This is a genomic window from Streptomyces sp. NPDC001714, from assembly GCF_042892755.1.
Classification (GTDB): Bacteria; Actinomycetota; Actinomycetes; order Streptomycetales; family Streptomycetaceae; genus Streptomyces.
Map to the genome: position 1 here is coordinate 357,756 of NZ_JBIAUL010000007.1, position 18,228 is coordinate 375,983.

Consider the following 18,228-nt stretch of genomic DNA (forward strand, 5'->3'; position numbering starts at 1 on the left):
CGCTCCACCACGGTCACCCACCACCCCCTCTCCCACCTGCTGACCAGTGGCCTAGACATGTCGAAAGCATGACCGTCAGGCAACCCCCGAACCGCCAACGATTTCTGTCAAGGACTTGACGGCGGTAACCCGTTCAGCAGAGCTTGGAGTTCATAACTTGTAAGTGACCCGGTCTCAGTGAGGTGATCTGGGTCACGTTGGCGGCACCGTGGCCGCCTCCGATGGCAGGAGTGGATGGGTCGATGGAGACTCCGGGGTCGCAGTCGTCGCTGCACCGAGCCAATCTGGAACGTGTCGTACGGGCCGTACGCCTGGCCGGATCGCTCACGCAGGCGGAGATCGCGCGCACGACCGGCCTGTCCGCTGCGACGGTCTCCAACATCGTGCGCGAGCTCAAGGACGGCGGAACCGTCGAGGTCACGCCCACGTCGGCGGGTGGCCGCAGGGCCCGCAGCGTGAGTCTGAGCGGTGACGCCGGCATCGTCATAGGCGTCGACTTCGGCCACACCCACCTGCGCGTCGCGATCGGGAACCTCGCCCACCAGGTGCTGGCCGAGGAGTCCGAGCCACTCGACGTGGACGCGTCGTCCAGCCAGGGCTTCGACAGGGCGGAAGAGCTGGTCAACCGCCTGATCGCGGCGACCGGCGTGGACCGCTCGAAGATCGCAGGCGTGGGCGTCGGCGTCCCCGGCCCGATCGACGTCGAGTCCGGCACCCTCGGCTCCAGCGCCATCCTGCCCGGCTGGATCGGCGCGAGACCCGCGGAGGAGCTCCGGCTCCGCCTCGGCGTCCCCGTGCACGTCGACAACGACGCCAACCTCGGCGCCCTCGGCGAGCTGGTCTGGGGCAGTGGCAAGGGCGTCCGTGACCTCGCGTACATCAAGGTCGCGAGCGGTGTCGGCGCCGGTCTGGTGATCAACGGGAAGATCTACCGGGGGCCCGGCGGAACGGCCGGCGAAATAGGACATATTACACTCGACGAGTCCGGCCCGGTCTGCCGTTGCGGCAACCGTGGCTGCCTGGAGACCTTCGCGGCGGCCCGCTACGTCCTGCCGCTCCTCCAGCCCGGTCACGGCCCCGACCTGACCATGGAAGGCGTCGTGCGGCTGGCCCGGGACGGCGACCCGGGCTGCCGCCGGGTGATCGGCGACGTCGGCCGTCACATCGGCAGCGGCGTGGCCAATCTCTGCAACCTGCTGAATCCCAGCCGGGTGGTCCTCGGCGGCGACCTCGCCGAGGCCGGTGAGCTGGTCCTGGGGCCCATCAGGGAGTCCGTGGGGCGCTATGCGATCCCCAGTGCCGCACGCCAGCTCTCGGTGCTTCCGGGGGCCCTCGGCGGCCGTGCGGAGGTGCTCGGAGCGCTTGCTCTCGCGCTCAGCGAGATGGGCGATTCGACCCTTTTGGACGGCTCTGTGCCCGCTGTTGCACCTGTCTTCACTTAGAGAACGCATGGCGCCGTTGCCATCTCGTTAAGTATTTACTTCTTGACGTCGAACTTGCGGCCGAGTTGACTTCGAGCCACCTCGGCCGCAGCGTTGCGGCCCTGTCAGGGAGGCACCCCCAAATGAACGCAACGATGCGTAGAGTCGTGATCGGCACCGCCGCGGTTTCCATGGCGCTGTCCGTCGCCGCCTGTGGCAAGGCCGGCGACGACAAGAAGAGCGACTCGAGCAGCAGCAGCTCCTCCGGTGGCAAGACCATCGGCCTGCTGCTCCCCGACAGCGTGACCGCGCGCTACGAGAAGTTCGACCACCCGTACTTCGAGGCCCAGGTCAAGAAGCTGTGTGCCGACTGCACGGTCGACTACGCGAACGCCGCCGGTGACGCCGCCAAGCAGGCCCAGCAGGTCAGCACCATGGTGACCAAGGGCGTCAAGGTCATCGTGATCTCCGCCCAGGACTCTGCGGCCATCAAGTCCTCCATCGACGCCGCCGTGGCCAAGGGCGTCAAGGTCGTCGCGTACGACCGCCTCGCGCAGGGCAAGGTCTCGGCCTACGTCTCCTTCGACAACGTCAAGGTCGGCGAGCTCCAGGGCCAGGCCCTGCTCGACGCCCTCGGCTCCAAGGCGACCACCAAGTCGAAGATCGTCATGATCAACGGTGACGACGCCGACCCGAACGCCGGCCAGTTCAAGCAGGGCGCGCACAAGGCCCTCGACGGCAAGGTGAACATCGCCTACGAGCAGTCCGGCCTGTGGAAGGACACCGTCGCCGCGCAGAAGGTGAAGGCGGCCATCACCCAGCTCGGTGCCAAGAACATCGCGGGCGTCTACTCCGCCAACGACGGCATGGCCGGTGGTATCGCCACCACCCTCAAGGGCGCCGGCATCAGCGGCATCCCGCTGACCGGTCAGGACGCGGAGCTCGCGGGCATCCAGCGCATCGTCGCCGGCACCCAGTCCTCCACCGTCTACAAGGCGTTCAAGCCGGAGGCCGACGCCGCCGCCACCATCGCCGTGGACCTGCTGCAGGGCAAGAGCATCGACTCGCTCGCCACCAGCACGCAGACCAGCGGCTCCGGCGACAAGGTGCCCTCGCAGCTGCTGACCCCGGTGTCGGTCACCAAGGCCAACATCAAGGACACGGTGATCAAGGACGGTCTGTACACCGTCTCGGACATCTGCACCAGCGAGTTCGCCAAGGCCTGCAAGGCCGCCGGTCTCCAGTAGTCCCGCCCTGGAGCCGTGAGGCTCCGGCCGCCAGCGCCCGGGTGGTCGCAGTACGACACCCGGGCCCCGGCCGCCCGACGCCGGCCCTTCCGCAAGGTGCCCCGGCCGTCCGGCGGTCTCGCGAAACCCCTCCGACGCCCGCTCCGGCCTTCAGACCCCGCTGCCGGAGCGGGCGTCGGACGGACCCGTTGCCAAGCGCAGCGGATTCGCGCATGTTCATCTTGTAAACCGCGTGCGTACCCGGCGCCAGTCCGAGGTACCGCACGACCCTCCGCGCCTGATCACCAAGCGCGGCATCCCCGCCGGTCAGGCGGCGAAGGAGATGGTTCACGTGTCCGCTACGCCCGTGCTGGCGTTGCGCGGAGTCTCCAAGCGATTCGGTGCGGTCCAGGCACTCACCGACGTCGATCTGGAGGTCCACGCCGGAGAAGTGGTCGCCCTGGTGGGCGACAACGGCGCAGGAAAGTCGACCCTGGTCAAGACGATCGCGGGTGTGCATCCCATCGATGAGGGCGTCATCGAGTGGGAGGGCAACTCCGTCAGCATCAACAAGCCGCACGACGCCCAGGGACTGGGTGTCGCGACGGTCTACCAGGACCTCGCGCTCTGCGACAACCTCGACGTGGTGGGGAACCTCTTCCTCGGCCGTGAGCTGCTGCACCGCGGCGTCATCGACGAGGTGACGATGGAGAAGCAGGCCCGCGAGCTGCTGAGCACGCTCTCCATCCGCATCCCGAGCGTGCGCATCCCGATCGCCAGCCTCTCCGGCGGTCAGCGTCAGGTCGTGGCCATCGCCCGCGCCTTGATCGGCGACCCCAAGGTCGTCATCCTCGACGAGCCCACCGCCGCCCTCGGTGTCGAGCAGACCGCGCAGGTCCTCGACCTGGTCGAGCGGCTGCGCGAGCGCAACCTCGCCGTCATCCTCATCAGCCACAACATGGCCGACGTGAAGGCGGTCGCGGACACCGTCGCCGTGCTGCGTCTGGGCAAGAACAACGGTTTCTTCCCCGTGAAGAGCACCAGCCAGGAAGAGATCATCGCCGCGATCACGGGTGCCACGGACAACGCCGTGACCCGTCGTTCCGGGCGACGCACCACGGAGGCGGCAAAGTGAGCGAGACGTCGAACAAGACCGTGAAGGGCGACGAGTCGCCCGAGCTCGGCAAGACCGAGGCGGCGGCCGCGGCCCCGACCACGGTCGCCCCCGCCGACGACCCGACGGCCGCGCCGGTCACGGTCGTCGACCCGCGGCTGCTGGTCCGTGAAGAGGGCTTCAAGGGCTACCTCACCGAGTTCACCCGCCGGGTGAAGGGCGGCGAGCTGGGCTCGCTGCCGGTGGTCCTCGGCCTGATCATCATCTGGACCATCTTCCAGGTGAAGAACAGCCTGTTCCTCAGCGCGGACAACCTGTCCAACATCAGCTACTTCCTCTCGGCCACCGGCATGCTCGCCATCGGCCTGGTGTTCGTGCTGCTGCTCGGCGAGATCGACCTGTCCGTCGGTTCGGTGAGCGGTCTGGCCTCGACGGTGTTCGCCGTCTTCGTGGTCAACCACGGAATGAACCAATGGCTGGCCCTGGTCCTCACGATCATCACGGGCATCGGCATCGGCGCGTTGCACGGCTGGTTCTTCGCCAAGATCGGTGTACCCGCGTTCGTCGTCACCCTGGCCGGCTTCCTCGGCTGGAACGGCCTGATGCTGTGGCTGCTGGGCGACAGCGGCACGATCAACATCCCGGCCGACAAGGGCCCCGTGCACATCCTCGGCCAGTCCTCGTTCTTCATGGACCAGGCCATCATCGGCGCCTACCTGCTGGCCGGCCTCGGTGTCGTGCTCTCGGCCCTGGGCCAGTTCAACGAGCAGCGCCGGCGCCGTGCGGCCGGTGTGCCGTTCCGGCCCACCAGCGAGATCCTCATCCGCATCGCCCTGCTCGCGATCGCGTCCTTCGCGGCGGCGGCCGTGCTGAACAACGCGGCCGGTGTCTCCAACGCGCTGGTGATCTTCCTCGCGTCGCTGGTCATCGTCGACTTCGTGCTGCGCCGCACGACGTACGGCCGCAAGGTCTTCGCGGTCGGCGGCGGCATCGAGGCGGCCCGCCGTGCGGGTATCAGCGTGCCGATGGTCCGGATCACCGTGTTCGCGATCTCCGGTGGCTTCGCGGCGATCGGCGGTATGTTCTTCGCCGGCCAGACGGCGAGCGCGACGCTCAACGCCGGTGGCGGCAACACGCTGATGCTCGCCATCGCGGCGGCCGTCATCGGTGGTACGTCGCTGTTCGGTGGCCGCGGTACCGTCTGGTCCGCCCTCCTGGGCATGCTGGTCATCCAGTCCATCCAGACCGGCCTCGACCTGCTGAACATGAACACGTCGATCCAGTACATGATCACCGGTGGTGTTCTGCTGGGTGCGGTTGTCATCGACTCCGTCTCCCGCAAGAGCCAGAAGGCCGCGGGTCGCGGCTAGCGCCGTAGGGCGCGGGGTGCGCTGCCGGGTGCCGGTCCGCTGTGGCTGGTCGCGCAGTTCCTCCCCCAGCCTTCGGCCGGGGGTACCCCCAGCGCCCCTGGGTTTCCGACTGTGCCCGGCACTGGAGAGTGCCGGGCACAGTCGTGTCATAGGTGGGGCTCATGATGGGTACAGCCGATCGCGTGACCCATGACCCAAGGGCCGGAGTCGTTCCGCCCGGGCGGAACATTAGACTCGACGAGCCCGGCAACAGCTCGATCAGCTCTACTGCAAGGAGGCACGGGTGCCGCTGCTGACCCGTATCAGGGGACCGCGCGATCTGGACCGGCTCAGCCCCGAGGAGCTGGTCCAGCTGGCTGAGGAGATCCGGAGCTTCCTCGTGGAAGCGGTCTCCAAGACCGGCGGACACCTCGGTCCCAACCTGGGCGTGGTCGAGCTCACCATCGCCCTGCACCGTGTCTTCGACTCCCCGAAGGACAAGGTGCTGTGGGACACCGGCCACCAGGCCTACGTGCACAAGCTGCTCACGGGCCGGCAGGACTTCTCGAAGCTGAAGCAGAAGGGCGGCCTGTCCGGCTACCCCTCGCAGGCCGAGTCCGAGCACGACGTCATCGAGAACAGCCACGCCTCCACCGTGCTGGGCTGGGCCGACGGCATCGCCAAGGGCAACCAGCTCCTCGCACGCGACAGCCACGTCGTCGCCGTGATCGGTGACGGCGCCCTCACCGGCGGCATGGCCTGGGAGGCGCTGAACAACATCGCCGACGCCAAGGACCGCCCGCTCGTCATCGTCGTCAACGACAACGAGCGCTCGTACGCCCCGACCATCGGCGGCCTCGCCAACCACCTGGCGACCCTGCGTACGACGGACGGGTACGAGCGGTTCCTGGCCCGCGGCAAGGACCTGCTGGAGCGCACGCCGGTCGTCGGCAGGCCGCTCTACGACACCCTGCACGGCGCCAAGAAGGGCCTCAAGGACTTCATCGCCCCGCAGGGCATGTTCGAGGACCTCGGCCTCAAGTACGTCGGCCCGATCGACGGCCACGACATGGAGGCCCTGGAGTCGGCCCTCGCCCGGGCCAAACGGTTCGGCGGCCCGGTGATCGTGCACTGCCTCACCGAGAAGGGCCGCGGCTACCAGCCCGCCCTCCAGGACGAGGCCGACCGCTTCCACGGCATCGGCCCCATCCACCCCGACACCGGCCTGCCGGTCAAGGCCTCCGGCGCCGACTGGACCTCCGTCTTCGGCGACGAGATGGTCGAACTCGGCAAGGAGCGCGAGGACATCGTCGCCATCACGGCGGCCATGCTCCAGCCGGTCGGCCTGAAGAAGTTCGCGGACACCTTCCCGGACCGCATCTACGACGTCGGCATCGCCGAGCAGCACGGCGCCGTCTCCGCGGCGGGCCTCGCCACCGCCGGCCTGCACCCCGTCTTCGCCGTGTACGCCACCTTCCTCAACCGCGCCTTCGACCAGGTGCTGATGGACGTGGCCCTGCACAAGTGCGGGGTGACCTTCGTGCTGGACCGGGCCGGCGTCACCGGCACCGACGGCGCCTCCCACAACGGCATGTGGGACATGTCGATCCTCCAGGTCGTCCCCGGCCTCAGGCTCGCCGCCCCGCGCGACGCCGACCAGGTCCGCGCGCAGCTCCGCGAGGCCGTCGAGGTCGACGACGCCCCGACGGTGGTCCGCTTCTCGAAGGGCGCGGTCGGCCCAGCCGTGGCCGCCGTCGGCAGGGTCGGCGGCATGGACGTGCTGCGCGAGCCCGGCACCGACACCCCGGACGTGCTCCTGGTCTCGGTGGGCGCCCTCGCCCCCATGTGCCTGGAGATCGCCGGCCTCCTCGACAAGCAGGGCATCTCCACGACCGTGGTCGACCCGCGCTGGGTCAAGCCGGTGGACGAGGCCATGGCCCCGCTGGCCGAGCGCCACCGGGTGGTCGTCACGGTCGAGGACAACATCCGCGTCGGCGGCGTGGGCTCGGCGGTGGCCCAGTCGCTGAGGGACGCGGGCGTCGACGTACCGCTGCGCGACTTCGGCATCCCGCCCCGCTTCCTCGACCACGCGTCGAGGGCCGAGGTGATGGCGGAGATCGGCCTGACCGCCCCGGACATCGCCCGCCAGGTCACGGGCCTGGTGGCGAAGCTGGACGGTCAGCCGGCGGATGTCAGCTCGGTGGAACCGGCGAGGGACTGATCAAAGCCGCCCCAGCCGGAGCGCCCCTTTAGGGGCGCGGGGCTGTATTCGATATGCGGCTCCGCCGCGTGGGCGCGACCAGCCCCCACGCACCCGCACCCCCCGACGCACCCCGCACCACCCCAATGGGTCGGTCTCTCCACTCCTCCAAGTGGCGAGACCGACCCATCTGCGTGAACCTGCCCTTGCCGGGGCATACGCACCCCCGGCCCTCTCGATCATGTCGAGGACGACAAACGTGGGAGGTAGGCACGTGAGCAGTACGCTCTTCAGGACCAAGAACGTCGAACAGTCCATCAAGGACACCGAGGAACCGGAGCACGCGCTCAAGAAGTCGCTGTCGGCCCTGGACCTCACGGTCTTCGGCGTGGGTGTCATCATCGGCACCGGCATCTTCGTCCTGACCGGCACGGCCGCCAAGAACAACGCAGGGCCCGCGGTCGCCCTGTCCTTCGTCGCGGCCGGCGTCGTCTGCGGCCTCGCCGCACTCTGCTATGCCGAGTTCGCCTCCACCGTCCCGGTGGCCGGCTCCGCGTACACCTTCTCGTACGCCTCCCTGGGCGAGTTCCCCGCGTGGATCATCGGCTGGGACCTGGTCCTGGAGCTGGCGCTGGGCACGGCGGTGGTCGCCGTCGGCTGGTCGGGGTACATCCACTCGCTGCTCGACAACGCCGGCTGGCACCTGCCCGAGTACCTCAGCGGCCGCGACGGCGCCCACGGCTTCGGCTTCGACATCCTCGCCGCCGCCCTGGTCCTCGTCCTCACCGCGATCCTCGTCGTCGGCATGAAGCTCTCCGCCCGGGTCACCTCGGTCGTCGTCGCCATCAAGGTGGCCGTCGTCCTGGTCGTCATCATCGCGGGTGCCTTCTTCATCCACAGTGGCAACTACGACCCGTTCATCCCGAAGGAGCAGCCGGTCCCGGCGGGCGGCAACCTCAAGGCACCGCTGATCCAGCTGATGTTCGGCTGGGCGCCCTCCAACTTCGGCGTGATGGGCATCTTCACCGCCGCGTCGGTCGTCTTCTTCGCCTTCATCGGCTTCGACGTCGTCGCCACCGCCGCCGAGGAGACCCGCAACCCCCAGCGGGACGTGCCGCGCGGCATCATCGGCTCCCTGGTCATCTGCACCGCGCTGTACGTCGCCGTGGCCATCGTGGTGACCGGCATGCAGAAGTACAGCGAGCTGTCCGTGGACGCCCCGCTGGCCGACGCCTTCAAGGCCACCGGACACCCCTGGTTCGCCGGCCTGATCAGCTTCGGCGCCGCCGTCGGCCTGACCACCGTGTGCATGATCCTGCTGCTCGGCCAGTCGCGGGTGTTCTTCGCGATGAGCCGGGACGGGCTGCTGCCGAGGTTCTTCTCGCACACCCACCCGCGGTTCCGCACCCCGTACCGGCCGACCATCCTGCTCGGCGTCGTCATCGCGATCGTCGCCGGCTTCACCAGTCTCAGCGAACTCGCCGAACTGGTGAACATCGGCACGCTCTTCGCCTTCATCGTCGTCGCGATCAGCGTGATCATCCTGCGCAACACCCGGCCGGACCTGGAGCGGTCCTTCCGAACCCCGTGGGTGCCGGTGCTGCCGATCGTGTCCGTGCTGGCCTCGCTGTGGCTGATGCTCAACCTGCCCGCCGAGACCTGGCTGCGGTTCGCCGTCTGGATGGTCATCGGCTTCGTCGTCTACTTCCTCTACGGCCGCTCGCACAGCCGCCTCGCCCAGGCCGAGCGGACCCCCGCCGACACTCCGTGACCGGCACTCTCGCCACTCCGGCCCCGTATGTCCCGTCCGGGTGGGACTGCGGGGCCGGATAGCGTGCTCCCCATGCTTCTCGCGCCCCTCGTCCCACCACGGTCCGCAGTCGCAGGGAAGGGGTACTGGACGCGGCTGCTGCCGCTGCTCGCCGTGCTGGCCTGCGTGACCCGGGCGCCGTCCTTCCTCCGGCCGCTGTGGAACCCGGACGAGGGCTATCTCGCCGTACAGGCACGCATGCTGGCACGCGGCGGGCAGCTGTACGAGACGGTCGTGGACCGCAAGCCGCCGCTGCTGCCGTGGCTGTACGAGGGGACGTTCGCGGTCTTCGGGTCCGGGTCGCTCACCCCGGTCCGGATCCTCGCCGTACTGGCCCAGCTGGCCACCGCCGCACTGCTCGCGTCCATCGCCCGGCGGCGCTGGGGCGACCGCGCGGGCCGCACCGCCGGGGCGCTGTACCTGCTGGTCTCGGTCGGGCTCAACCCCGAGGACGCGCAGGCGGCCACCTTCGAGGTGTTCATGCTGCCCTGCACGGCCGCCGCGATGTGGTGCGCCGACCGCCGCCGCTGGGGAGCGGCCGGGGCCGCCGTCGCCTGCGCCTTCCTCACCAAGCAGACCGGCGGCGCGGTCCTGCTGCCGGTGCTCTACCTCCTCAACCGGTACGGCGGTGCGCGCGCGGGCCTGCTCAGGCTGGCGGCCGGCGCGGCCCTGCCCGTGCTGGGCGCGGCCCTGGCCACCGACCCGGCCGGTTTCGCCTTCTGGACGGTCACCGGCTCCGGCGCCTACGCCTCCTTCACCGGCTCGGAACTCCATGTTCTGGCACGGGCCTTGACCAACAGCGCGATCCTGGGTGCGGCCTCGGCCGGTCTGCTCCCGCCCATCGCGCGCGCTCTGCGCATGGCCCGCACCGGCGCCGCCGACCTGTGGCTGTGGCTGGCCGCGTCGGTGGTCGCCGTCACCCTGGGCTTCCACTTCTTCGGCCACTACTTCCTGCAACTCACCCCACCCCTGGCCCTGCTGGCCACGGCCGCGTTGCAGGTCCTGTCGTGGGAGCGCACCTCGGCCGCCGTCCTCGCCTCGGCCTGTGCCTGCACCCTCTTCCTGACCTGGGGCGTCCTGGCCCCCCGCCCCGAACTCGCGCACGCGCAGCGGCTCGCGCTCACCCTCGACCGCCGTACCGCGCCCGGCGACCGGGTCCTGGTCTGGGGCATACACCCGGAGACGTACTGGCTCGCCGACCGGACCCCCGCCACCCGCTATCTCACCGCCGGCCTCCTCACCAACTTCAGCGGCGGCCGGGACGGCCCGCAGGTCGGCGAGAAGTACGCCGTCGCCGGCACCTGGCCCGTCTTCCGCGCGGAACTGGCCGACCAGGCACCGGCCCTGGTGATCGACGACTCCCGCGGCAAGCCCTACGGCCCCGACCGCGTCCCGAGCCTGCGCAGGCTGCTGGCGGCGGGGTACGAGCAGGCGGGCGAGGTGGACGGGGCGGTGCTGTACGTGAGGGCGGCGGGGGAGTAGGGGCCTGCCCCAGCTCAGTGGAGCAGGGCGCTCGGGCCGATCACCTCGGCGCCCAACTCCGTAACCCTGCGGCGCAGCTCGCGGTCGGCGGTGACGACGAGCCGGGGCCGGCCGGGGTCCTCGGCGGCCAGTTCCACGATCCGGTCGTCGCCGCTGCCGGGTGCCGAGTCCACCCGTACCCCGGGCACCGACTCCACGCCACGGGCCGCGCCCTCGACGACGAGCACCAGCTCCACCGGGATCGGGTGGCCGGGCAGCCCCCGCTCGGCCAGCCGGTCGCGCAACCGCTCGGCGGCCCCCTTGCGGTCCCGCCACCAGCCGTCCGGCCGTGACCCGACGACGTTCGCGCTGTCGACGATCACCAGCAGCGGAGCTTCGTCTTCCATGCCCCCAGCCTCGCACGCCGGGGGCCGCACCACTGCTCCGAACGGCCCCGCTTAGATTGAATCCTCACCTCATTGAACGGAGATGATTCCTGGCTCACGCTGCCTCTCAGGCCGACGGCCTGTCAGGTCTTCCGCGATCGACACCAGCCGGGTTGAAACCGGCCCGGGCAGCTCACCTGCTGCAAGGTCACACAACTTCAAGGAGACTCCGCGTGCTTGGCTCTCGCGACGCATCGTCCGCGGCTAACGCTACCAGCGCGCCGTTCCGCCCTGGGGGCGAACCGGATTTGCCTGCCCTGCTGCACATGTGTCCGATTCTCCCCCGCAAGCGGGACGTGCCTCCACCCCGGACTGAAGGTCAGGGCGTCCTCGGAAGGATCCGGTGAAGCGGTGAACGGCGACTGGCTCCTCCGCGGCCGTGACGGTCGGCTCAGCGTCTATCTGCCGTCGGGCGACGCTGTGCTGTGCCGGGCGGAACGCGGTCCCGGCGGGCCCTGGGGCACCCCGCGGAAGATGGGCGGCGACCAGCGGCTGCATCCCGGCTTCTCGGTCGGCCAGGGTGCCGACGGATACGCCCACCTGGTCGCCTGGCGGCCCACCGTGAACGGCGAGTCGGGCCTCGTCCACTCCACCCACTACCGCCCCCATCTGGCCGCCCTGGACTGGCAGTCGATCGGTCACCCGAGCAAGAAGGGCGACGTCACCGGCGTCCCGGCCGTCGCCGTGGACGCGCAGGGTCGCGCCCATGTCTTCGTCCGCAACCGGGGGCGCGGGGTGAGCATGGTCGCCCAGAAGGAAAAGGGCGGCTGGGATCCGTGGCGTGACCTGAAGGGGCGGCTGGTCGAGGACGGACTGGCCGCGGTGACGGGTGAGTCCGGCCGGGTCGCGGTCTACGCGGCCGTCCCAGGCGGCATCCTGCACTGGTACCAGGAGCAGGCGGGTAAGCCGCCGGTCCTCCAGGAGGCCCTTGAGGCCCCGGTCCGCCCGGGCACCCTGTCCGCCCTCGCCACCTCGCCGGAGAGCACGACCCTCTTCTACACCGACGAGTCCGGTGACCTCTGCGCCTGGCGTCCGGGCGGCAAGCCGCACGCCCTGCTGCCCTCCGCCGGGCCCGGACCGGTGGCCGCGGTCCGCTGCGAACTCGACGGGTACGACTGCACGCTGCTCGCCCAGCGCTCGGCGAGCGGCCGGGTGGCCTTCGCCGCGTATCCGACCCAGGACGAGCGGGCCGGCGCCTGGTGGACCGAGTCGGGGCCGCAGCTCCCGGCCGACGCCCAGGTCGCCCTGGCCACGGACGCGGAGGGCCGGGTGGCCGCGGCGAGTCTGTCCCCCTCCACCGGCCGGCTTCTCCTGACCCGCCGCAAGGACGAGCCCGGGCTGGCCCTCGAGGCCTGGCGTGAGGTGTGACGCCCGTACCGTCAGCTGCCGCCGGTGGCAGGGGACTTCTTGGCCGACTCGGGGATCGTGGCGTCGGCGCGGATCGCCTTCCACAGCGTGGACGCCTGCGGTTCGGCGGCCACCACCCGGTTCGGGTCGGCCTTGTCGTACGCCACCGGGAGCATGATCGTCTCCATGGTGGACGGGTTGACGCCGTTCAGGCTGCGGCCGAACTCGGCGAGCTTGGTGAGCGAGGCCAGGGCCGAGTCGGTGGTGAGCGCGGCGGTCAGCTTGTCGGCGATCCGGTACGCCTTGACCTGTTTCTTGCGAGGAGGCCCCGGCGTTCACGCCGGGGAGGAATGGCATCCGGGTGTCGTGACGCGGAGCGTCGCCGTATCCGGTTCAGGGCGCGGAGCGCCCGTACCGCCGTAGGTGTCGCCAGGGTGATGCGAACGCTTGTGCCCGTGATCACTGGTCGAGGTGGTGGCTGGGGAATCGGGGGGCGTTTGTGCGGCTGTCGGCGAACGCGTCTTCGACGCCATCGACGCGCTCGGTACGGCCTCTGCCGCGGAGCTGGCTCCGGGCGGGCCGATCGGCGCCCTGCCGGCCGCCCGGTCCGTCACCGACCGGTGGATCGACGCGGCCTGACCTTCCCGGCGGCACACGAAAGGGGCCCTCCGCACGGTGCGGAGGGCCCCTTCACTCTGCTGCTGTGGCCGTTACGCGGGGACCGAAGCCACGCCCGGGGCCAGGAACTTCTTGCCGTTCACGCGCTCCGAGACACCCTCGCGGTCCAGGTACGGCGTGATGCCGCCCAGGTGGAAGGGCCAGCCGGCGCCCGTGATCAGGCAGAGGTCGATGTCCTGCGCCTCGGCGACGACACCCTCGTCGAGCATCAGCCCGATCTCCTGGGCGACGGCGTCCAGCACGCGGTCGCGGACCTGCTCCTCGCTCAGCACGACGTCACCCTGCTTGAGCAGCGCGGCGACCTCGGGGTCCAGCTCGGGCTTGCCGCTGTCGTACACGTAGAAGCCGCGCTTGCCCGCCTTGACGACGGCCGCGAGGTTCGGGGAGACCGTGAAGCGGTCCGGGAAGGCCCGGTTGAGGGTCTCCGAGACGTGCAGACCGATGGCGGGACCGACCAGCTCAAGGAGCACCAGCGGGGACATCGGCAGGCCCAGCGGCTCGACCGCCTTCTCCGCGACCTCGACCGGGGTGCCCTCGTCGATGACGTTCTGGATCTCGCCCATGAAGCGGGTGAGGATGCGGTTCACGACGAACGCCGGGGCGTCCTTGACCAGCACCGCGGTCTTCTTCAGCTTCTTGGCGACGGCGAACGCGGTGGCCAGCGAGGCGTCGTCGGTCTGCTCGCCGCGCACGATCTCCAGGAGCGGGAGGATCGCCACCGGGTTGAAGAAGTGGAAGCCCACGACCCGCTCGGGGTGCTGGAGCTTGGACGCCATCTCGGTCACCGACAGCGAGGAGGTGTTGGTGGCGAGGATCGCGTGCGCCGGGGCGACCGCCTCGACCTCCGCGAACACCTGCTGCTTGACGCCGATCTCCTCGAACACGGCCTCGATGACGAAGTCCGCGTCGGAGAAGCCCTCGGCCTTGTCCAGCACACCGGTGACCAGGGCCTTGAGGCGGTTGGCCTTGTCCTGGTTGATCCGGCCCTTGCCGAGCAGCTTCTCGATCTCGGCGTGGACGTAGCCCACACCCTTGTCGACGCGCTCCTGGTCGATGTCGGTCAGCACGACCGGCACCTCCAGGCGGCGCAGGAAGAGCAGCGCGAGCTGCGAGGCCATGAGGCCCGCGCCCACGACGCCCACCTTGGTGACCGGGCGCGCCAGGTTCTTGTCGGGCGCACCCGCCGGGCGCTTGCCGCGCTTCTGTACCAGGTTGAACGCGTAGATGCCGGCGCGCAGTTCACCGCCCATGATCAGGTCGGCGAGGGCCAGGTCCTCGGCGTCGTAGCCCTGCTGGAGGTCGCCGTTCTTGGCGGCGGCGATGATGTCCAGGGCGCGGTAGGCGGCCGGGGCGGCGCCGTGCACCTTGGAGTCCGCGATGAACCGGCCGCGCGCGACGGCCTGGTCCCAGGCCTCGCCGCGGTCGATCACGGGACGCTCGACCTCGATGTCGCCCTTGAGCACCTGGGCGGTCCAGATCAGCGACTGCTCCAGGAAGTCGGCACCCTCGAAGAGGGCGTCGGCGATGCCCAGGTCGAAGACCTGCTGCCCCTTGAGCTGCTTGTTCTGGTTGAGGCTGTTCTCGATGATGACCGAGACGGCCTTGTCGGCGCCGATCAGGTTCGGCAGCAGCGCGCAGCCGCCCCAGCCCGGGACCAGACCGAGGAAGACCTCGGGCAGCGAGAACGCCGGGATGGCCTTCGAGACGGTCCGGTACGTGCAGTGCAGACCGACCTCGACGCCACCGCCCATGGCGGCACCGTTGTAGTACGCGAAGGTCGGCACCGCGAGGCCCGAGAGCCGCTTGAAGACCTCGTGGCCGCCCTTGCCGATGGCCAGCGCGTGCTCGTGCTCCTTGAGGAGCTCGACGCCCTTGAGGTCGGCGCCGACGGCGAAGATGAACGGCTTGCCGGTGATGCCGACGCCGACGATCGCGCCCTCGGCGGCCTCCTTCTCCACCTGGTCGATCGCGGTGTTGAGGTTCGCCAGCGAGGCCGGCCCGAAGGTGGTCGGCTTGGTGTGGTCGAGCCCGTTGTCCAGGGTGATCAGCGCGAAGCGGCCCGCACCGGACGGCAGGTCGAAGTGGCGCACGTGCGCCGACGTCACGACCTCGTCGGGGAACAGGTCCGAGGCCTGCTTCAGAAGCTCGGCGGTGGTGCTCACTTGTCCCCCTCGAAGTGCGGGTTCTCCCAGATGACCGTTGCGCCCATGCCGAAGCCGACGCACATGGTGGTCAGGCCGTAGCGGACGTTCGGCTGCTCCTCGAACTGGCGGGCCAGCTGCGTCATCAGACGCACGCCGGAGGAGGCCAGCGGGTGACCGAAGGCGATGGCGCCGCCGTACTGGTTGACGCGCTCGTCGTCGTCCGCGATGCCGTAGTGGTCCAGGAAGGCGAGCACCTGGACGGCGAAGGCCTCGTTGATCTCGAAGAGACCGATGTCGGAGATGGACAGCCCCGCCTGGGCGAGGGCCTTCTCCGTGGCCGGGATCGGGCCGTAGCCCATGACCTCGGGCTCGACGCCCGCGAAGGCGTAGGACACGAGCCGCATCTTCACCGGCAGGTTGTTCTCGCGGGCGAAGTCCTCGGAGGCGATGATCGAGGCGGTCGCACCGTCGTTCAGACCGGCCGCGTTACCGGCGGTGACCCGGCCGTGGACGCGGAACGGCGTCTTCAGACCCGACAGGTTCTCCAGGGTGGTCCCCGGCCGCATCGGCTCGTCGGCGGTGACCAGACCCCAGCCGGTCTCGCCGCCCTCGGGGTTGGTCCGACGCACGGAGATCGGGACCAGGTCGGCCTGGATCTTGCCGTTGGCGTACGCCTTGGCGGCCTTCTCCTGCGAGCGCACCGCGTACTCGTCCGCGCGCAGCTTGGTGATCTGCGGGTAGCGGTCGTGCAGGTTCTCGGCGGTCATGCCCATGAACAGCGCCGACTCGTCGACCAGCTTCTCGCTGACGAACCGCGGGTTCGGGTCCACGCCCTCGCCCATCGGGTGGCGGCCCATGTGCTCGACGCCGCCGGCGATGGCGACGTCGTACGCGCCGAAGGCGACGGAACCGGCGACCGTGGTGACGGCGGTCAGGGCGCCGGCGCACATGCGGTCGATGGAGTAGCCGGGCACGGAGGTCGGCAGGCCCGCGAGAATGCCCGCGGTACGGCCGATGGTCAGGCCCTGGTCACCGATCTGCGTGGTCGCGGCGACGGCGACCTCGTCGATCTTCTTGGTGTCCAGCCCGGGGTTGCGGCGCAGCAGCTCCCGGATCGCCTTCACGACGAGGTCGTCGGCACGGGTCTCGTGGTAGATGCCCTTCGGGCCCGCCTTGCCGAACGGGGTACGGACGCCGTCGACGAAGACGACATCCCTGACGGTACGAGGCACGATTGGCTCTCCTCCAGGGTGCGGGATGGCACTGCTGCGATGCGCTGAGCGCGCGCTCAGGACCCATGCTACTTATGAGTAACGTGACTGCCCAGTCCTGGCGTGGGGAGCGGCGAAGGTCACATGTGAAGCACCGGCCGGGAAGCGCACCTTCAGGGGCGCGGGGCTGTGTGTGATACGCGGCCCCGCCGCGTGGGCGCGAGCGCCCACCACGACCCGCAGCCCGTACGGACCTTACCGAGGCGGCGCGGTGGACCCTCTCGGCGTCAGTACCGGAGTGGCCACCGCATGCGACCGCCCCTCCCCGAACAACGTCCGCGCCACATCCGCCGCTCCGTGCCCAGCTCGAAGATGCGGGTGTTCCCCGTCAGCACCCGCCGGGAGCCGGCGGGGCGGGACCGGGGTGCGGGTGACGTGAGCACAGGGGCTCCTCTCGGGCGGTGGCGCGCGCGTGCGGACGGCCGGCGGGTCATGAACGGTCCTGGAAGAGCGGGATGGTGGGAGTGGGCCAGGCGGGCCAGGGGGCCGGGACGCCGACGGCCCGGTGGCCGGCGGTCGCCGGGCGCGGTGTCTCGTCGGCCTCGTCGGCCGTGGTCATGACGGGCGCCGCGAGAGCGCAGATCAGCAGTGGCCCGCGGCCTGCCGTGTCACCGTCGGCGTCGCCGTACGCGAGACGGACGGTGGTGGGGCCGCACACCACGCCGAGCGCGTCGAGCACCCGGATCGTGTAGCGCACGAGGGCCTGCGCCGGCGGACTGCCCGGCGCGCGTGGTCCGGCACGGCCGTCCGCCCGCAGGCCGGTGACGACGTGCTCGGGCCGTCCGTCCGGGCCGGGGCGGGTGACGGTGTCGACCGTGTACCGGCGGCGACCGGGCAGCTCGGTCAGTACCAGGTGCGGGCTGCCGGAGTGCCGGGCGGCCGCGTGCCACAGGGCCGGCCAGGCCGCGCCGATCTGGCGCTCGTTCGCGCATTCCACGGCGTCGACCGGGGTTCCGGCGGCCGCCGGGGCGAGCAGGTAGCCGGCCGCGGGGTAGGACCGCGCCCAGGCCACGGCGTCGGCCGGACGCGCGGTGCGGATGCCCCGCGGCGCCGGAATTCCCAGCCGGGTCAGCCGGGCCGCCTGGGCGCCGCGGTCGTATCTCAGCGGCGACGCCGCCGGATCGGCTCCGGGAAGACCGAGCTGCCAGGCGATCCGCTCGGCCAGCTCGATGCCCCCGGCCCCGCCCGCGACGACGGCCGACACCCCCAGCGCCCGCAGAGCCTTGACCGTCTGCCGCAGGCCACCCCGGTGCACGACCGTGTCGCCGTACCCGGCGGGCAGCGTCGCGTTCCGGTACGCCGGCGGGCGCAGCCGGTGCTCCGGAAGGACGGCCACCGTCCGCCAGCCGTACCGGGCGAAGGCCCGCGGATACGGGTCCCCGCCGTCGTACGGAGCGACCACCGCCGCGGCGCCGACGGTGGGATCGGTCCGTGACACGGCCGCGGCGGCGGAGGAGGGGACGGTGGTCATGACGGCGGACTCCCGAGCGGGTGTGGGCGGGGGCGGGGCCACGGTTCGGCTCGCCGCGCGGCCGGTGAAACTGTCTGAAAGGGCACTGCCGTGCCGTGTCCGGCCGACGGCATCCAGCCCTGCGTATCAGGCCTGTTGGGACCAAGTGGTCTCTTCTGCTCTGCTTCCCCCTGTTCGGACAGAACGGCGCGCCGGTTCCTCGAACTACCGGGCAACTTACCGGATGTGGGGCGCGACTCTCCGGACCGGATAGCCGGCCGTGCACTCACGGCAATCTGAAAGCATCACCC

Annotated in this window: 13 protein-coding genes and 1 pseudogene; 9 read left to right on the top strand and 5 right to left on the bottom strand. The window is 70.5% G+C overall.

Going from position 1 to position 18,228, the window contains the following annotated elements; translation table 11 throughout:
- Positions 1–242: 242 nt before the first annotated feature.
- The 7 genes from ACFY0P_RS20865 to ACFY0P_RS20895 all read left to right on the top strand — a co-directional run bounded on the left by ACFY0P_RS20865 (position 243) and on the right by ACFY0P_RS20895 (position 10,602).
- A complete protein-coding gene (locus ACFY0P_RS20865; RefSeq protein WP_293993554.1) occupies positions 243–1,442 on the top strand; it encodes an ROK family transcriptional regulator in 1,200 nt (399 codons plus the stop codon).
- A gap of 134 nt (positions 1,443–1,576) precedes the next feature.
- On the top strand, positions 1,577–2,668 hold the full coding sequence (locus ACFY0P_RS20870) for a substrate-binding domain-containing protein (RefSeq protein WP_351490023.1): 1,092 nt from the start codon (positions 1,577–1,579) through the stop codon (positions 2,666–2,668).
- A 322-nt stretch (positions 2,669–2,990) separates the two neighbouring features.
- On the top strand, positions 2,991–3,782 hold the full coding sequence (locus tag ACFY0P_RS20875) for an ATP-binding cassette domain-containing protein (RefSeq protein WP_388915392.1): 792 nt from the start codon (positions 2,991–2,993) through the stop codon (positions 3,780–3,782).
- Positions 3,779–5,131: a sugar ABC transporter permease gene (locus ACFY0P_RS20880; protein WP_388914904.1), complete on the top strand. Its 1,353-nt coding sequence runs from the start codon at positions 3,779–3,781 to the stop codon at positions 5,129–5,131. The genes ACFY0P_RS20875 and ACFY0P_RS20880 overlap by 4 nt, the downstream gene beginning before the upstream one ends.
- A 283-nt stretch (positions 5,132–5,414) precedes the next feature.
- Positions 5,415–7,331, top strand: coding sequence for a 1-deoxy-D-xylulose-5-phosphate synthase (gene dxs / locus ACFY0P_RS20885; protein ID WP_388914907.1), 1,917 nt, complete (start codon positions 5,415–5,417; stop codon positions 7,329–7,331).
- Positions 7,332–7,584: 253 nt separating this feature from the next.
- Positions 7,585–9,081, top strand: coding sequence for an amino acid permease (locus tag ACFY0P_RS20890; RefSeq protein ID WP_388914910.1), 1,497 nt, complete (start codon positions 7,585–7,587; stop codon positions 9,079–9,081).
- 72 nt (positions 9,082–9,153) lie between these two features.
- On the top strand, positions 9,154–10,602 hold the full coding sequence (locus tag ACFY0P_RS20895) for an ArnT family glycosyltransferase (protein ID WP_388914913.1): 1,449 nt from the start codon (positions 9,154–9,156) through the stop codon (positions 10,600–10,602).
- A 14-nt stretch (positions 10,603–10,616) separates the two neighbouring features.
- Here the strand turns inward: ACFY0P_RS20895 and ACFY0P_RS20900 are convergent, their stop codons facing one another.
- Positions 10,617–10,988: an NTP pyrophosphohydrolase gene (locus tag ACFY0P_RS20900; RefSeq protein WP_388914916.1), complete on the bottom strand. Its 372-nt coding sequence runs from the start codon at positions 10,986–10,988 to the stop codon at positions 10,617–10,619.
- 390 nt (positions 10,989–11,378) lie between these two features.
- Here ACFY0P_RS20900 and ACFY0P_RS20905 point away from each other — a divergent pair, with 390 nt between their 5' ends.
- On the top strand, positions 11,379–12,395 hold the full coding sequence (locus tag ACFY0P_RS20905; RefSeq protein ID WP_388914918.1) for a hypothetical protein: 1,017 nt from the start codon (positions 11,379–11,381) through the stop codon (positions 12,393–12,395).
- Positions 12,396–12,406: 11 nt separating this feature from the next.
- Here ACFY0P_RS20905 and ACFY0P_RS20910 read toward each other — a convergent pair.
- Positions 12,407–12,679: pseudogene (locus tag ACFY0P_RS20910) on the bottom strand (LytR family transcriptional regulator); the annotation flags it as partial.
- A 169-nt stretch (positions 12,680–12,848) separates the two neighbouring features.
- On the opposite strand from ACFY0P_RS20910, the gene ACFY0P_RS20915 reads away from it, so the two are divergent.
- Positions 12,849–13,013, top strand: a complete 165-nt coding sequence (locus tag ACFY0P_RS20915) for a hypothetical protein (RefSeq protein WP_388914921.1) — start codon at positions 12,849–12,851, stop codon at positions 13,011–13,013.
- Between the two features lie 71 nt (positions 13,014–13,084).
- Here the strand turns inward: ACFY0P_RS20915 and ACFY0P_RS20920 are convergent, their stop codons facing one another.
- The 3 genes from ACFY0P_RS20920 to ACFY0P_RS20930 all read right to left on the bottom strand — a co-directional run bounded on the left by ACFY0P_RS20920 (position 13,085) and on the right by ACFY0P_RS20930 (position 17,938).
- Positions 13,085–15,214, bottom strand: a complete 2,130-nt coding sequence (locus ACFY0P_RS20920; protein ID WP_388914924.1) for a 3-hydroxyacyl-CoA dehydrogenase NAD-binding domain-containing protein — start codon at positions 15,212–15,214, stop codon at positions 13,085–13,087.
- Positions 15,211–16,428 (bottom strand): acetyl-CoA C-acyltransferase, encoded by a 1,218-nt coding sequence (locus ACFY0P_RS20925; protein WP_352359847.1) that lies wholly within the window; start codon positions 16,426–16,428, stop codon positions 15,211–15,213. The genes ACFY0P_RS20920 and ACFY0P_RS20925 overlap by 4 nt, the downstream gene beginning before the upstream one ends.
- 469 nt (positions 16,429–16,897) lie before the next feature.
- Positions 16,898–17,938 carry a hypothetical protein gene (locus tag ACFY0P_RS20930; protein ID WP_388914927.1) on the bottom strand — a complete coding sequence of 347 codons (1,041 nt, stop codon included), beginning with the start codon at positions 17,936–17,938 and terminating at the stop codon, positions 16,898–16,900.
- Between the last annotated feature and the right edge of the window lie 290 nt (positions 17,939–18,228).

What these genes read in the sequence shown, in the direction of transcription:
- ACFY0P_RS20895 (WP_388914913.1), top strand. Translation starts at nt 9,154, where the DNA reads ATGCTTCTCGCGCCCCTCGTCCCACCACGGTCCGCAGTCGCAGGGAAG.
- ACFY0P_RS20865 (WP_293993554.1), top strand. Translation starts at nt 243, where the DNA reads ATGGAGACTCCGGGGTCGCAGTCGTCGCTGCACCGAGCCAATCTGGAA.
- ACFY0P_RS20875 (WP_388915392.1), top strand. Translation starts at nt 2,991, where the DNA reads ATGGTTCACGTGTCCGCTACGCCCGTGCTGGCGTTGCGCGGAGTCTCC.
- ACFY0P_RS20930 (WP_388914927.1), bottom strand. Translation starts at nt 17,938, where the DNA reads ATGACCACCGTCCCCTCCTCCGCCGCCGCGGCCGTGTCACGGACCGAT.
- ACFY0P_RS20870 (WP_351490023.1), top strand. Translation starts at nt 1,577, where the DNA reads ATGCGTAGAGTCGTGATCGGCACCGCCGCGGTTTCCATGGCGCTGTCC.
- ACFY0P_RS20900 (WP_388914916.1), bottom strand. Translation starts at nt 10,988, where the DNA reads ATGGAAGACGAAGCTCCGCTGCTGGTGATCGTCGACAGCGCGAACGTC.